Source organism: Pseudomonas sp. BNK-45 (assembly GCF_047456255.1).
GTDB lineage: Bacteria > Pseudomonadota > Gammaproteobacteria > Pseudomonadales > Pseudomonadaceae > Aquipseudomonas.
Map to the genome: position 1 here is coordinate 2,423,345 of NZ_CP179909.1, position 14,929 is coordinate 2,438,273.

Here is a 14,929-nt window from a genome sequence, read left to right on the forward strand (position 1 = left end):
CCATGCTCAGCGACTTTCGAAATCGCTTGCGTCAGCAATCCAGCAAGCCAGCCCCGGCAGATGGGCCAGCTGCAGCCATCAGCAGCGAGGACTGCGTCAGCGTGCTCATGGCCTGGGAAGCCAGCGTGCCCGATGTGCTCTACGAGACCCGGACCAAACTCAGTTCGATGGAGGCCGAGTGGCGGGAGAAGATCTACCAGCAGTTGCTCAAGGTCATGGACCTGTCCCTGCTGGATACGCTGGAGCCGGCCGACGCCGGGCGGCAGATCCGCGAGCTCAGCCTGCGGTTGCTCGATGAACACTCGGCGCCGGTCAGTGCCAGCAGTCGCCAGTTGATCATCAAGCAGATCACCGATGAGGTGCTGGGGCTTGGGCCATTGGAGCCGCTGCTGGCCGACCATACGGTGTCCGACATCCTGGTCAACGGCCATGCCTCGGTATACGTGGAGCGCTTCGGCAAGTTGCAGAGGACCGATGTGCACTTTCGTGACGATCATCATCTGCTGAACATCATCGACCGCATCGTTTCCAGCCTGGGGCGGCGCATTGATGAGTCTTCGCCACTGGTGGACGCGCGCCTGAAGGACGGTTCGCGGGTCAACGCGATCATTCCGCCGCTGGCCATCGACGGGCCGAGCATGTCGATCCGCCGCTTTGCCGTGGACCTGCTCAATACCGAGAGCCTGGTGCAGATGGGCACCCTGACGCCGGCCATCGCCCTGATGCTCAAGGCCATCGTCCGTGGACGGCTCAATGTGCTGATTTCCGGCGGGACCGGCAGTGGCAAGACCACCATGCTCAATGTGCTGTCCAGCTTCATCCCGCATAACGAGCGGATCGTCACCATCGAGGACTCGGCCGAGCTGCAGTTGCAGCAGCCCCATGTGGTGCGCCTGGAGACCCGCCCTTCGAATATCGAAGGCCGTGGCGAGGTGAGCCAGCGGGAGCTGGTGCGCAACAGCCTGCGGATGCGCCCGGACCGCATCGTGATCGGTGAGGTGCGGGGTGCCGAGGCGCTGGACATGTTGACCGCGATGAACACCGGGCACGATGGGTCGCTGACCACCATTCACGCCAACACCGCGCGTGATGCCCTGGGGCGGATCGAGAACATGGTTTCGATGACGGGGGCGACCTTTCCGATCAAGGCCATGCGCCAGCAGATTGCCTCGGCCATTGGCGTGGTGATCCAGCTGGAGCGTCAGGAGGACGGTACGCGGCGCCTGGTCAGCGTGCAGGAGATCAACGGCATGGAGGGTGAAATCATCACCATGACCGAGATCTTCAGCTTTGTGCGCAGTGGCATTGGTGAGAAAGGTGAGGTTGTCGGCGAGTTCCGTCCCACCGGAATGGTGCCGGCGTTTCGCAACGTACTGGCCAAGCGTGGCATTGAATTGCCGTTGAGCCTGTTCCGGCCGGAATGGATGGAGGACCAGCCATGAGCCAGATCCCCAGCGAATTTATCCTGGCGTTCCTCGGCATGGTGTTTACCGCCATGTTTCTTCTCAGCCAGGGCTTGGTCATACCGGTGTTCGGTGAGGCCAGCAAGGTGCGCAAGCGTATTCGCGGCCGGCTCAATCTGCTGGAGCGCGCGAGCAACCTGCCGAACATGCAGTCGATACTGCGGCAGAAATACTTACGTCGCCTGTCACCGCTGGAGGCTCGCCTGGAGCAACTGCCCGCGATGGAAAGCCTGGCTCAGATGATCGAGCAGTCCGGTCATGAGTACCGTGCCTATCGGGTGCTGTTGCTGGGGGTGGTGCTGGGGAGTGCCGTGGGTTTGCTGTTGTGGGTGCTTCTGCAAATCTGGTGGGTGGCGCTGCCGGCGGCGATGGCGGTGTTCTGGTTGCCGGTGCTGAAGATCTCCCGCGACCGCGGCAAGCGTTTTGCCGAATTCGAAGAGGGTTTGCCGGATGCGCTGGATGCCGTGTGCCGCGCACTGCGGGCCGGACACCCGTTCAATGAAACCCTGCAACTGGTCGCCGATGAGCACAAGGGCCCGGTCGCTCATGAGTTCGGCCTGACGTTTTCCGACATCAACTACGGCAATGACGTGCGCCGGGCGATGCTTGGCCTGCTGGAGCGCATGCCGAGCATGACGGTGATGATGCTGGTGACCACTGTGCTGATCCACCGTGAAACAGGGGGCAACCTGACGGAAGTGCTGGAGCGCCTGAGCAGCCTGATCCGTGGGCGCTTTCGCTTTCAGCGCAAGGTCCGGACGCTCTCGGCCGAGGGGCGCATGTCGGGCTGGATACTGGTTTCCATGCCCTTCGTACTGGCGGCGGCGATCGTTTTCTCGAGCCCGACTTATCTGCCCTTGCTGTTCCAGGAACCACTGGGCCAGAAGCTGGTCATCGGGGCGTTTGTCGCGATGCTGATCGGCATTTTCTGGATACGCAAAATCATTCGGATTCAGGTTTGAACACCGGCGTTCGCAGGGGGTGAGGTCATGGATTATCTATTGAGTCTGATCAATCGCGTGGTGGGCAACGAAGCGCTCGCGCGCCTGCTGTTCTCCGCGGCCATCGGCCTGAGCGTGGTGTTCGCGGCGGCGACCCTGGTGCTGCTGGTGATGGGGTTGCAAGACCCGGTGCAGCGTCGCCTGTTGCTGATCAAGCGTGGCCATGGAGCGGTGACTCGGGAGGCTCCGAGCAACCTGCAGTTGATGCTTGAACAGGTCGGCCAGCGTTTTGTTGCGCAAGAGCAGGACCAGGTCTCAGCGACCCGGACCCTGCTGATACACGCGGGGTATCGCTCGCCTGCGGCGGTGCAGATGTACTGGGCCCTGCGCTTGCTGTCGCCGTTGCTCATGCTGGGCCTGGTGGTCCTGGTGTTGCCGCTGATTCCGAAGCTGTCGCTGCTCCTGGGGATCTTCCTGCTGATTCTGGCGGCCGGTATCGGCTGGCTGGCTCCGGCGATCTATGTCAGTGCGCGGCGGCAGGCGCGCACGACCCGCTTGCTGGTGGCCTTTCCGGATGCGCTTGATCTGATGGTGGTCTGTGTCGAGTCCGGCCTGGCCTTGCCCCAGGCCATCGAGCGGGTGTCTGAGGAAATGGCCGTCAGCCAACCGGACCTGGCTCTGGAGCTGGCGCTGGTCAACTCTGAAATCCGTGCCGGTATTCCCAGTACCGAAGCGCTCAAGCGCCTGGCGGATCGGACCGGGCTGGAGGACATTCGGGGCCTGGTGAGCCTGCTGGCGCAGAGCATCCGCTTTGGTACGAGCGTGGGGACGACCTTGCGGATTTATGCCGAGGAATTTCGCGACCGGCGTACTCAGCTGGCGGAGGAAAAGGCCGCAAAAGTGGGGACCAAGTTGATCTTTCCATTGATTTTCTGCCTGTGGCCGAGCTTTTTCCTGGTGGCCATAGGTCCGGCAATCATTGGTGTATTCAAGGTCTTCGGGAAGTTATGAAAGACGTGAGCCGCGGCAGATGCCTGCCAGCCTGCTCCATCAGCGGATGGGGCAGGTGCAGGAGGGCGGGTCGAACGATGGCCGCCGGGCTTGAGGCGCGCCGCTGACAGCTACGGCTTATTTCCCCTTGCCCGAGTATTCCTTGTAGTACTCGGGGATCGCGTGTTTGTAGCTCTCCATCCAGCGCTGCAGGCTCAACTCCCGCTCACCGGGAGTCGCCGGCTGCGGCGTGCGCGACGCGACCTGATTGCGGCTTTGCAGTTGCAACCAGGTTTCGGTGACCTGCTGCTGTGGGGAGGACGGACCGTGTTCGATGGCCTGAGCCGCAAGGGGAAGCAGCAAGAGGCCCAGGCAACTGAGCATGTTGTGTTTCATCACTACCTCTGCGTTGTCGAGGGGATGGCGTCGGGTTGCGCCGGATCGCCGGCGGTCGCTACCCGATCATTGGGCGCCGTGGTCCTGAGTTTTTCTGCGCGGGCCTTGGCTTCGGTAACTTGCCCCGGACTCAGGCCGACACGGCTGACCACTTCCGAGGCTTGCTTCCAGTTCCCTTGATAGATCAGCAAGGTCACCAGATTGAGGGCCGCCAATTGATCCGACTGTTTGAGCTCCATGGCGGTGATGAACTCGAATCGGGCTTCTTTCAGGCGTCGTTGATTGAGGTAGACCACGCCCAGATCGTTGCGGATTTTCTCGTCGGTGGGAGAAAGCCGGGCTGCACGTTGCAGGTGCACCAGGGCCTGTTCGTTATCGCCGCGCCCCGCGGCCAGTTGTCCCAGGCCATGTTCGCCTTCCGCGGCCAGGCAACCGCCGAGCAGACTGCGGTATAGCGGGTCGGCTTCGCGTTGTCCCAGCAGGCGGTAGATCTTGGCCTTGCGCAGGCGCACTGCCGGAAGGTCGTCCGGCAGGCGTTGCAGGTTGGCCAGGCCAGCATGCAGTTTGCCGCCGTTGATCATTTCGTCTGCCAGGCTGAGTGACAATTCCTGGTCGGAGTTGATCTTGGCGCAGTTTTCCGGAGCGCTCAGCGACGACCAGGATGCGCCTCCAGGTGAGGCGCAGCCACCGAGTATCGCCAACCCTATCGCCACTATCATGGCTTTCATTTTCCGCTCCCGAAACGCGCTCGATGCTCGGGTCATGACCTCCAGGCGCGGCCTGTCGAGGCCCGGATTACTCAATTTCATCACCAGGGAGGAGGTTAGGTGCTGGTTCATTGCGATAGTCCACTGCGCCGATCAAAGTCGCCGTCTTCCAGGAAGTACATGCGGAACCAGTTCGGATCGTAATTGCGCATCTGCTCACCTGGTAGTGAAGGCAACTGAGCATTGGCGGCCAGTGGTTGCACCAGATGGGGGGTGACCACCATCAGCAGCTCCTTCTCTTCACGATTGATCGTGGAGTCGCGAAAGAACGCGCCGATGATGGGAATGTTGCCCAGGCCTGGCAGCTTGCTCACGCTGGAGCTGTTGTTGGTGCTGATCAGGCCACTGATCACGAAGCTCTCGCCGTCAGCCAGGGAAATGCTGGTGTCGGTACGCCGGACAATCAGCGCCGGAACTCTGGTGCTGGAGATTACCACTCCGTTGTTGTAATCGAGTTCGCTGACTTCCGGCGCCACTTTCAGGGCGATGCGGTTGTTGCCGATGACGGTAGGGGTCAGGGTCAGGCGGATACCGAACTCCTTGTACTCGATGGAAATGTTGTCGCTGCCAGAGCTCGGCACCGGGATCGGCACCTCGCCACCGGCCAGGAAACTCGCACTCTGCCCGCTCAGGGCCACCAGGCTGGGACGCGCCAGGGTATAGGCGAAGCCGCTGCCTTCAAGTGCGTTGATAATCCCCAGCACATTGCCGCCGCCAAAGCCGATATTGAAGCTGCCATTATTCAGCGGGATACGGGGTGCCAGGTTGCCGACCTGCCCGGGCGTCACCGTGACGCCGGGAACGGAATTGGGCGAGCCAAACAGAAAGTTGCCGCTCTTGCCGAAGATCGAGGTACTGGCTTCCTTCAGCTTGGTACGGCTGACTTCGACAAAGCGGATGTCGGTCTGCACCTGGCTGGGCAGCAGGGGACTTTCAGAAGGGGGTAGTTGCGAGCCCGCCAGCGATTGGGCTGCTTTGCCCTGGACGAAGACCATGCTTTGCCGTGGCGAACTGGAACAGGCGCTCCAGACCATCAGGCTGGTGGCGCCGGGCGCAATGCCAGTCAGCAGGTAGGAGTCATTGCCATTGAGGTGTACGTCGACGATTTTCGGATCACCCACCGCCAGCCGGGTGATGGCCACGGGAGAGCGTATGGCTGTCTGCATGCCCTCGCTGACTTCAAGCACTGCCGGTAGTGGTTCCAGCCCCGCACAATTGTTCGCTGCCGCCAGGGTCACTCCTGTAGGTAAAGCCGCGAAAATGAGTGTCCATGTCACTCGCCTGAGTACCTGCAAGCAATCACTGTTCATTTACTGCTTCCTTGATTGGCTGGGAGGGTCAGCCGGGACAGTCGGGCGCCACGAATCATTCGTCAGAGCACTCTGAAATAGGCTTTTCCTTGCTGATCCCAGATAACTGTTTCGTTATCTGACGTTAGCGTAGAAAGTTCAAAATGCTATTAATTGTAAAAAAAAACTCTCTATGCTCTGAGCGCCCACCGAGCCGTGCAAGCATGGGCCTTGCTACAGCCTGCGAAGCGCGTGGGAATGCCGCTGGACGGGCATTTCACGAGGCATGGGTGACGCGTCAAAGGCCGCTCAGTTTCAGCTAAGTTTTCCCTTGTAACCTCTGCCTCGCGCCAATTCAGGCGCAGTCAGGCGTTTGCGCTGCTGTTGGCGATCAACCTGGCTGTCTGGTACGGCGTTGAACGCAGTCTTTCGATCCGACAGGTCGTTACTCTTCGGCACGAATGGTTCTACTGGGCGACAGTGCTGTGCGCCTTGTGATCTGGCGAGCGAGAGGCTGGGGCTGGGGCTTTCCATCGTGAGCGCCACGACGCGGAGATCTATTTCGCTTACTCCGAGGATCAGGCCTGGAGCGGGTTGTGCGTGCGGGTGGTGTTTGCGCGGGGCGACCCGGGTCGCAAGGAGCAGGCGCCGGACAGAATTGGCTTTTGAATGCCCCGGATATTCTGTAGCCTTGCGCGGCTCAAATGCTGTCCGTACCTGATGAACTCACTCTCCCGGCGGGGCCCTAAGCGGTCCGGAGCCGGTGGTATACTCGACTTTCGCGCCCAAGCGCCTGCAGGTCTTGCGAACATGACGCAAATTTCCGAACGCCTTCTGGTTCAAGCCCACCTCGACGCCAAACAGCCCAAACCCTTGAGTGCTGAGCAAGAGGCCCATTTTCGTGCCGCCATCGCTGCAGAGCTCAAGGCTCAGGACGCGGTGCTGGTTGCGCATTTCTATTGTGATCCGGTGATTCAGGCCCTGGCCGAAGAAACCGGCGGCTGTGTTTCCGACTCTCTGGAAATGGCCCGTTTCGGCAACGCTCATCCGGCCAAGACCGTGGTGGTGGCCGGGGTGCGCTTCATGGGGGAGACGGCGAAGATTCTCAACCCTGAAAAACGCGTGCTGATGCCGACGCTGGAGGCCACTTGCTCGCTCGACCTGGGTTGCCCGGTGGACGAGTTCTCGGCCTTCTGCGATCAGCACCCCGAACGCACCGTGGTGGTTTATGCCAATACCTCGGCGGCGGTCAAAGCCCGTGCCGACTGGGTGGTGACTTCCAGCTGTGCGCTGGAGATCGTCGAAAGCCTGATGGATAACGGCGAGAAGATCATCTGGGGCCCGGACAAGCACCTGGGCACCTACATCCAGCGCCAGACCGGGGCCGACATGCTGCTCTGGGACGGTGCCTGCATCGTTCACGAAGAGTTCAAGTCCAAGCAATTGGAAGACATGAAGGCGCTGTACCCGGAGGCTGCCATCCTGGTGCACCCCGAGTCCCCCAGCTCGGTGATCGAACTGGCGGACGCGGTCGGTTCCACCAGCCAGCTGATCGCCGCCGCACAGCGTCTGCCGAACAAGACCTTCATCGTCGCCACCGACCGCGGCATCTTCTACAAGATGCAGCAGCTGTGCCCGGACAAGGTGTTCATCGAGGCGCCTACGGCCGGTAACGGCGCAGCGTGCCGCAGTTGCGCCCATTGCCCGTGGATGGCCATGAACACCCTGGAGCGCACCCTGCAGTGCCTGCAACAGGGCAGCAACGAGATTCAAGTGGACCCGGCGCTGATCCCCAATGCCGTTCGACCGCTCAAGCGCATGCTGGACTTCACCCAGGCGGCACGAATGAAACTGGCGGGCAACGCCTGAGCGGTTTTATTGCGTAGTCATGCAAACGCCCCGACTTGTCGGGGCGTTTTTGTTGGTGGCGGGTTATTTCTTCTGTTTAGGGATGCGTACCAGCTGGGTGTTGGAGTAGATGTCATGCCAGCTGCGTTTCTGCTTGTCCACCAGCACCCAGAAGAAGCCCAGGCCGGCACACAGCCAGGACGCGATCGATACCATGAAGCGCAGCAATGCCTGCCACAGGCTGATGCGGCTGCCATCGGCGTTCTGTACGCGGATGCCCCAGACCTGCATGCCCAGGGTCTGCCCTGAATGGGTCCAGAATTTGGCGAAGAAGCCGAACAGCACAAACAGCAGGACGGTGGAGTACAGCGGGTCGCCATCCAGAGCGCCGGATTCGGTCAAGGCACGCATCCGCGCTTCGCCGATGATCTGCATCTGGATAAATTTGTAGATGCCGCCGGTGACGATCAGCAGGGCGACGCACAGCAGAAAATCATAGAACATCGCTGCCAGGCGACGCCCCAGGCCGACAGGAGGGAAATCGCCTTGGGGGCTTAGCAGATGCTTCGACATGACAGGCTCTCGACTGAAAAAAGAAGCCATTTTACGGAATTGCGCGCACAAAAAAGCCCCTGATGTCAGCATCAGGGGCTTTTTCGTTACAGACGATTAAGCTTCTGCTTGTACTTCGTCAGCTTGCATGCCTTTCTGGCCTTGCACAGCGATGAAGGTCACTTTTTGGCCTTCTTTCAGGCTCTTGAAGCCGTTGCCCTGAATAGCGCGGAAGTGTACGAACAGATCCGGACCGCTTTCTGGAGTGATAAAACCAAAACCTTTCTCGTCGTTAAACCACTTGACGGTACCGCTCTGACGTTGGGACATTTCTTATTTCCTTTGACGCTAAAAAATTAATGACAGTCTCTTCCTCGTGGAAGAGTACTGGGCTGGGTTGCAGGAAAGTAAGAGACGTCGAACGGGTTGTAGCAAACTTGTTGGCTACTGCCCAGGTCACGATTCCAAGCGACCCATGCAAACACAGTGGGGAAACTCTACGCCAACTACGGGAGAAAAAACAAGCCCCGCGAAGCCCCGGTTTTACTCAGCTTTCCGAGGTTTGGCGGAACTAGCGTGCAGGCCTTATTCGATAGAGTTGTTCAATTGTTTTCGGGCGTTATAAGTAGTGTTCAGTAGCGAAAATATGCACTGTTTTATGGCGGTTGCGTTACAGATTAGTGCACTTTTAACGCAACCGCGTTACTTATAGAAACAGTCCCTCAGCCTCGGTAGTAGCGTTGGGGTACGAATGGCATTTTGCTTACAAGCATTGGCACCTTTTTCCCACGTACTATCGCTGCAACTGGCGTATCAAGTGCACAGTGCTGGATATCGAGGTAACCCATCGCCAATGGTGCGCCGAGGGTCGGACCAAAGCCACCGCTGCATACGCTGCCGATGATGTTTCCTTCGGCGTCGACGATTTCCGCACCTTCGCGCACTGGCGTGCGTTCCTGAGGCAGCAGGCCGACACGTTTGCGATCGACGCCGCCCTGTTGTTGGGCAAAGATCACCTCGGCACCAGGGAACCCGCCGGCACGTGCGCCGTCCGCGCGGCGAGCCTTGGAGATGGCCCACAGCAGGCTGGCCTGAATCGGTGTGGTGTCACTGTTCATGTCATGGCCGTACAGGCACAGGCCGGCTTCCAGGCGCAGGGAGTCGCGGGCGCCCAGGCCGATGGCCGCCACTTCCGGTTCGGCCAGCAGGGCACGGGCGAGTTTTTCCGCCTGCTCGGCAGGTACCGAGATTTCGAAACCGTCTTCCCCGGTATAGCCCGAACGGCTGACAAAGCAGTCCGCACCCAGCACGGTCACCGGCTTGAACTGCATGAAGGTCATGCTGGCCACTTCCGGGGCCAGGCGCGCCAGTACCTTGACTGCCGCCGGGCCTTGCAGGGCCAGGAGGGCGCGTTCCTCGAACAGCGGCTGAATGTCGCACTGCTCGCCGAGATGGCGGCGCAGGTGGGCCAGGTCCTGTTCCTTGCAGGCGGCGTTGACCACCAGGAACAGCTGGTCGTCGCCGAGATTGGCGACCATCAGGTCGTCGAGGATGCCGCCCTGTTCATTGGTGAACATGGCATAGCGCTGCATACCCACCGGCAGGTCGATGATGTCCACCGGCACCAGGGTTTCCAGGGCCTGGGCGGCATTGGCGCCACGCAGGAGAATCTGCCCCATGTGGGACACATCGAACAGCCCGGCCTGCTCACGGGTGTGCTGGTGTTCCTTCATGACCCCCAGCGGGTACTGCACCGGCATGTCGTAACCGGCGAATGGCACCATGCGGGCGCCGAGCTCCAGGTGCAGGCTGTGCAGTGGGGTTTTCAACAGTGTTTCGGTGGACATGGGCAACTCCTGAAAAAACGTGCGGATACGGGCGGCGTATCAGCACTCGATAATGTTCACGGCCAGACCGCCACGGGCGGTCTCCTTGTATTTGCTTTTCATGTCGGCGCCGGTCTGGCGCATGGTGCGGATGACCTTGTCGAGGGAGACGAAATGTTGCCCGTCGCCGCGCAGGGCCATGCGCACCGCATTGATGGCCTTCACCGAACCCATGGCGTTGCGCTCGATGCAAGGCACCTGCACCAGGCCGCCGATCGGGTCGCAGGTCAGCCCGAGGTTGTGTTCCATGCCGATTTCCGCGGCGTTCTCCACCTGCTGCACGCTGCCGCCGAGGACTTCGCACAAGGCCCCGGCGGCCATCGAGCAGGCCACGCCCACTTCGCCCTGGCAGCCGACTTCGGCGCCGGAGATCGAGGCGTTTTCCTTGTACAGGATGCCGATGGCCGCGGCCGTGAGGAGAAAACGCACCACCCCGTCTTCGTTGGCCCCGGGAGTGAAGCGCATGTAGTAGTGCAACACCGCCGGGATGATCCCGGCCGCACCATTGGTGGGCGCCGTGACCACGCGTCCGCCGTTGGCGTTTTCCTCGTTGACCGCCAGGGCGTAGAGATTGACCCAGTCCAGCACCGATAGCGCATCACGCAGCGCGGCCTCCGGGTGCAGGCACAACTGGCGGTGCAGGGCGGCGGCGCGCCGCTTGACCTTGAGCCCGCCCGGCAGGATGCCTTCATTGCGGCAACCGGCAGCCACGCAGTCCTGCATCACCTGCCAGATCTTCAGCAGGCCGGCGCGGGTTTCCGCTTCCGGGCGCCAGGCGCTTTCGTTGGTCAGCATCACCTGGCTGATGGACAGGCCATAGGTGCTGCAATGTTGCAGCAGCTCCTTGGCGGTCTTGAAGGGGAAGGTCAGGCGAGTGGTGTCTTCGACGATACGGTCGGCGCCGGCGGCGTCTTCGTCGACCACGAAACCACCGCCCACGGAGTAGTACTCGCGGCTGCGGATCTGCAGGCCGGCGCTATCGAAGGCACGAAAAATCATGCCATTGGGGTGATAGGCCAGGGGTTTGCGGATCATTGCCAGGTGTTCTTTCTCGTTGAACGCAATGCTGTGTTCACCGAGCAGGTTGATTCGCCCGCTGCTGCGTATCGCCTGCAGCCGAGTGGCGATGTTCTCGGTATTCACGGTGTCCGGTTGTTCGCCTTCCAGGCCCAGCAATACCGCCTTGTCGCTGCCGTGGCCCTTGCCGGTGGCGCCCAGCGAGCCGTACAGCTCGACCTTGACGCAGGCGGTAGCCGCCAGCAGGTCATCGCGACGCAGGCCTTCGACAAAACGCGCAGCCGCGCGCATCGGGCCAACGGTGTGGGAGCTGGAGGGGCCGATGCCAATCTTGAACAGGTCGAACACGCTCAGGGACATGTTGGTTCTCCGGTTTCTTGTTATAGAGGCAGCGGCAAGCGACAAGCTGCAAGTCAGAGGCCGATCGGCTCTTTCTTGCAGCTTGAGGCTACTAGCTTGTGGCTGCCTTAGGCGTAGCTTTCGATCGACGGGCAGGCACACACCAGGTTGCGGTCGCCGAACACGTTGTCGACCCGGCCAACCGGCGGCCAATACTTGCCTTCGATCAGCGAGGCCACTGGGTACACGGCCTGCTCACGGCTGTACGGGTGGGACCATTCACCCACCAGTTCCGCTGCCGTGTGCGGAGCGTTCTTCAGCGGGTTGTCGTCCTTGTCCAGGGTGCCGTTTTCCACCGCGCGGATTTCCTCGCGGATGCGGATCATGGCGTCGCAGAAGCGGTCCAGTTCTTCCTTGGATTCGCTTTCGGTCGGCTCGATCATCAGGGTGCCGGCCACCGGGAACGACATGGTCGGGGCGTGGAAGCCGAAATCGATCAGGCGCTTGGCCACGTCATCGACGCTGATGCCGCTGCTGTCTTTCAGCGGACGCAGGTCGAGGATGCATTCGTGGGCCACCAGGCCGTTGCTGCCGGTGTAGAGCACGGGGTAGTGCTCTTCCAGGCGCCGCGAAATGTAGTTGGCGTTGAGGATCGCCAGCTGCGATGCGTGCTTGAGGCCGGCGCCGCCCATCATGCGGATGTACATCCAGGTGATCGGCAGGATGCTGGCGCTGCCGAACGGTGCGGCACACACCGCGCCTTTCTTGTTCTCCAGCGCGGCGTGACCGGGGAGGAAGGGCGCCAGGTGCGACTTGACGCCGATCGGGCCCACGCCCGGGCCGCCACCGCCGTGGGGAATGCAGAAGGTCTTGTGCAGGTTCAGGTGGGACACGTCGCCACCGAATTTGCCCGGCGCGCAGAGGCCGACCATGGCGTTCATGTTGGCGCCGTCGATGTACACCTGGCCGCCGTTGTCATGAATGATGCCGCAGATTTCGCGGATGCCTTCCTCGAACACGCCGTGGGTCGACGGGTAGGTGATCATCAGCGCGGCGAGGTGTTCGCGGTGCTCGATGGCCTTGGCCCGCAGGTCTTCGATATCGACGTTGCCGCGGGCGTCGCAGGCGGTGACCACCACGCGCATGCCGGCCATGTTGGCGGTGGCCGGGTTGGTGCCGTGGGCCGATGACGGAATCAGGCAGATGTCGCGACGGTCATCGCCACGGCTCTGGTGATAGGCACGGATGGCCAGCAGGCCGGCGTACTCACCCTGGGACCCGGCGTTGGGTTGCAGGGAGACAGCGTCGTAGCCGGTCGCGGCGCAGAGCATCGCCTCCAGCTCGGTGGTCAGTTGCTGGTAGCCAGCACTCTGCTCGGCCGGGGCGAAGGGGTGCAGCGCACCGAATTCGGCCCAGGTGATCGGAATCATCTCGCTGGCGGCGTTGAGCTTCATGGTGCAGGAGCCCAGGGGGATCATGGTGCGATCCAGGGCCAGGTCCTTGTCCGCCAGCTTGCGCAGGTAGCGCATCAGCTCGGTTTCCGAGTGATAGCGGTTGAACACCGGGTGGCTGAGGATCGCCGACTGACGGACCAGGGCCGCGGGGATGCTGCTGCTCACCGTGGCCGCCAGCGCGGCGAAGTCCGGCGCGGCCTGGCCGTCGCCCAGCAGGCTCCACAGGCCTTCGACGTCGGCCTGGGTGGTGGTTTCGTCCAGGGACAGGCCAAGGCGCTCAGCGTCGATTACCCGCAGGTTGATGCCCTGGGCGCGTGCCTTGTCGTGCAGCGCGGCGGTGCCGGCACCGGTGTGCAGGCTCAGGGTGTCGAAGAAGTTGTCCTGCTCCACGACCAGCCCCAGCGCCTTCAGGCCCTTGGCCAGGATCGCGGTCAACTGGTGGATGCGCAGGGCAATCTGAATCAGGCCCTTGGGACCGTGATAGACGGCATACATGCTGGCAATGTTGGCCAGCAGGACCTGGGCGGTGCAGATGTTGCTGGTGGCCTTTTCGCGACGGATATGCTGCTCGCGGGTCTGCATGGCCAGGCGCAGGGCCGGCTTGCCGAAACGGTCTACGGAGACGCCCACCAAACGGCCCGGCATGTCGCGCTTGAACGCATCGCGGGTGGAGAAATAGGCCGCATGCGGGCCACCGAAGCCCAGCGGTACACCGAAGCGCTGGGCGCTGCCGATGGCCACGTCGGCGCCGAATTCCCCCGGCGGAGTCAGCAGGGTCAGGGCCAGCAGGTCGGCGGCCACGGCCACCAGGGCGTTGGCGGCGTGGAAGCGCTCGGTCAGTTCGCGGTAGTCGAACAGGTCGCCGTTGCTCGCCGGGTATTGCAGCAGGGCACCGAAGAACGGGCTGACGTCGGTCAGCTTGCGCTCATCGCCCACCACCACGTTGATTCCCAGGGGCTCGGCACGGGTGCGCAGTACGTCCAGGGTTTGCGGGTGGCAATGCACCGAGGCGAAGAAGGCATGGCTGCCCTTGTTCTTGCTCAGGCGCTTGCAGAAGGTCATGGCTTCGGCGGCGGCGGTGCCTTCGTCCAGCAGCGAGGCATTGGCGATCGGCAGGCCGGTCAGGTCGCTGATCAGGGTCTGGAAGTTCAGCAGGGCTTCCAGGCGACCTTGGGAGATTTCCGGCTGGTAGGGGGTGTAGGCGGTGTACCAGGCCGGGTTTTCCAGCAGGTTGCGCAGGATCGGCGAGGGGGTATGGCAGCTGTAGTAGCCCTGGCCGATGTAGGTCTTGAACAGCTGGTTCTTGGCGGCGATGGCCTTGATCGAGGCCAGGGCCTCGGCTTCGCTCTGGCCATGGCCCAGGTCCAGCACGCTGGTGCCCTTGATGCTGTCGGGAATCACGCTGGCGCTCAGGGCTTCCAGGGAGTCGAAGCCCAGGCTGTTGAGCATGGCTTGCTCATCGGCCTGGCGCGGGCCGATGTGGCGCGCGATGAATTCGTTGGCGGTAGTCAGGTTGACGGTCATGACGGGCTCCTCAGGCTTCGGCGCTGGCTTTGATCAGGCGGTCGTAGGCGTCCTGATCCAGCAGTTGGCCGACAGCGGCGGCATCGGCGGGAATGAAGCGGAAGAACCAGCCTTCGCCCAGCGGGTCTTCGTTGACCAGCTCAGGGCTGTCTTCCAGGGCCGGGTTGGTGGCGACCACTTCACCGTCGAGCGGCATGTACACGCCGCTGGCGGCCTTTACCGACTCCACGGTGGCGGCTTCCGCGCCCTTTGCGTAGCTCTGCAGCTCCGGCAGTTGCACAAACACCACATCACCCAGGGCGTTCTGGGCGAAAGCCGTGATGCCGACGGTGACACTGCCATCCGCTTCGCTACGCAGCCATTCGTGATCTTCAGTAAAACGCAACTCGCTCATGGAAACTCCTCAGGGGCCAGACTCGTCTGGTGGACGCGATTGAATGCTCGTGCGGGGCCGAGCCGGATG

General features: G+C 62.0%; 13 protein-coding genes. 4 read left to right on the forward strand and 9 right to left on the reverse strand.

What is annotated here, in order from left to right; translation table 11 throughout:
• Positions 1-2: 2 nt before the first annotated feature.
• The 3 genes from ACMGG8_RS11355 to ACMGG8_RS11365 are packed head-to-tail and all read left to right on the forward strand — an operon-like array spanning position 3 to position 3,415.
• Positions 3-1,442 carry a CpaF family protein gene (locus ACMGG8_RS11355; RefSeq protein ID WP_414159590.1) on the forward strand — a complete coding sequence of 480 codons (1,440 nt, stop codon included), beginning with the start codon at positions 3-5 and terminating at the stop codon, positions 1,440-1,442.
• The gene (locus ACMGG8_RS11360; protein ID WP_060840709.1) at positions 1,439-2,425 is read left to right on the forward strand and encodes a type II secretion system F family protein; all 987 of its coding nucleotides are present in this window, start codon (positions 1,439-1,441) and stop codon (positions 2,423-2,425) included. The genes ACMGG8_RS11355 and ACMGG8_RS11360 overlap by 4 nt, the downstream gene beginning before the upstream one ends.
• Before the next feature lie 27 nt (positions 2,426-2,452).
• On the forward strand, positions 2,453-3,415 hold the full coding sequence (locus ACMGG8_RS11365; protein ID WP_060840708.1) for a type II secretion system F family protein: 963 nt from the start codon (positions 2,453-2,455) through the stop codon (positions 3,413-3,415).
• A gap of 117 nt (positions 3,416-3,532) precedes the next feature.
• Here the strand turns inward: ACMGG8_RS11365 and ACMGG8_RS11370 are convergent, their stop codons facing one another.
• The 3 genes from ACMGG8_RS11370 to ACMGG8_RS11380 all read right to left on the reverse strand — a co-directional run bounded on the left by ACMGG8_RS11370 (position 3,533) and on the right by ACMGG8_RS11380 (position 5,867).
• The gene (locus ACMGG8_RS11370) at positions 3,533-3,790 is read right to left on the reverse strand and encodes a DUF3613 domain-containing protein (protein ID WP_414159591.1); all 258 of its coding nucleotides are present in this window, start codon (positions 3,788-3,790) and stop codon (positions 3,533-3,535) included.
• 2 nt (positions 3,791-3,792) lie between these two features.
• Positions 3,793-4,518 (reverse strand): tetratricopeptide repeat protein, encoded by a 726-nt coding sequence (locus tag ACMGG8_RS11375; RefSeq protein ID WP_060840706.1) that lies wholly within the window; start codon positions 4,516-4,518, stop codon positions 3,793-3,795.
• A gap of 107 nt (positions 4,519-4,625) precedes the next feature.
• Complete coding sequence (locus ACMGG8_RS11380) at positions 4,626-5,867, reverse strand: type II and III secretion system protein family protein (RefSeq protein ID WP_414159592.1); 1,242 nt, start codon at positions 5,865-5,867, stop codon at positions 4,626-4,628.
• Positions 5,868-6,656: 789 nt separating this feature from the next.
• Between ACMGG8_RS11380 and nadA the strand changes: the two genes are divergently transcribed.
• On the forward strand, positions 6,657-7,715 hold the full coding sequence (gene nadA, locus ACMGG8_RS11385; protein WP_060840704.1) for a quinolinate synthase NadA: 1,059 nt from the start codon (positions 6,657-6,659) through the stop codon (positions 7,713-7,715).
• Between the two features lie 63 nt (positions 7,716-7,778).
• Here the strand turns inward: nadA and ACMGG8_RS11390 are convergent, their stop codons facing one another.
• The 6 genes from ACMGG8_RS11390 to gcvH all read right to left on the reverse strand — a co-directional run bounded on the left by ACMGG8_RS11390 (position 7,779) and on the right by gcvH (position 14,860).
• Positions 7,779-8,267 (reverse strand): RDD family protein, encoded by a 489-nt coding sequence (locus ACMGG8_RS11390; protein WP_414159593.1) that lies wholly within the window; start codon positions 8,265-8,267, stop codon positions 7,779-7,781.
• Positions 8,268-8,363: 96 nt separating this feature from the next.
• Complete coding sequence (locus ACMGG8_RS11395) at positions 8,364-8,576, reverse strand: cold-shock protein (RefSeq protein WP_007977299.1); 213 nt, start codon at positions 8,574-8,576, stop codon at positions 8,364-8,366.
• A gap of 392 nt (positions 8,577-8,968) precedes the next feature.
• Positions 8,969-10,093: a glycine cleavage system aminomethyltransferase GcvT gene (gene gcvT, locus ACMGG8_RS11400; RefSeq protein WP_060844432.1), complete on the reverse strand. Its 1,125-nt coding sequence runs from the start codon at positions 10,091-10,093 to the stop codon at positions 8,969-8,971.
• A 39-nt stretch (positions 10,094-10,132) separates the two neighbouring features.
• Complete coding sequence (locus tag ACMGG8_RS11405) at positions 10,133-11,509, reverse strand: L-serine ammonia-lyase (protein WP_060840701.1); 1,377 nt, start codon at positions 11,507-11,509, stop codon at positions 10,133-10,135.
• Positions 11,510-11,616: 107 nt separating this feature from the next.
• Positions 11,617-14,466 carry an aminomethyl-transferring glycine dehydrogenase gene (gene gcvP / locus ACMGG8_RS11410; protein WP_414159594.1) on the reverse strand — a complete coding sequence of 950 codons (2,850 nt, stop codon included), beginning with the start codon at positions 14,464-14,466 and terminating at the stop codon, positions 11,617-11,619.
• Positions 14,467-14,476: 10 nt separating this feature from the next.
• Positions 14,477-14,860 carry a glycine cleavage system protein GcvH gene (gene gcvH, locus ACMGG8_RS11415; RefSeq protein WP_060840699.1) on the reverse strand — a complete coding sequence of 128 codons (384 nt, stop codon included), beginning with the start codon at positions 14,858-14,860 and terminating at the stop codon, positions 14,477-14,479.
• Positions 14,861-14,929: the final 69 nt, after the last annotated feature.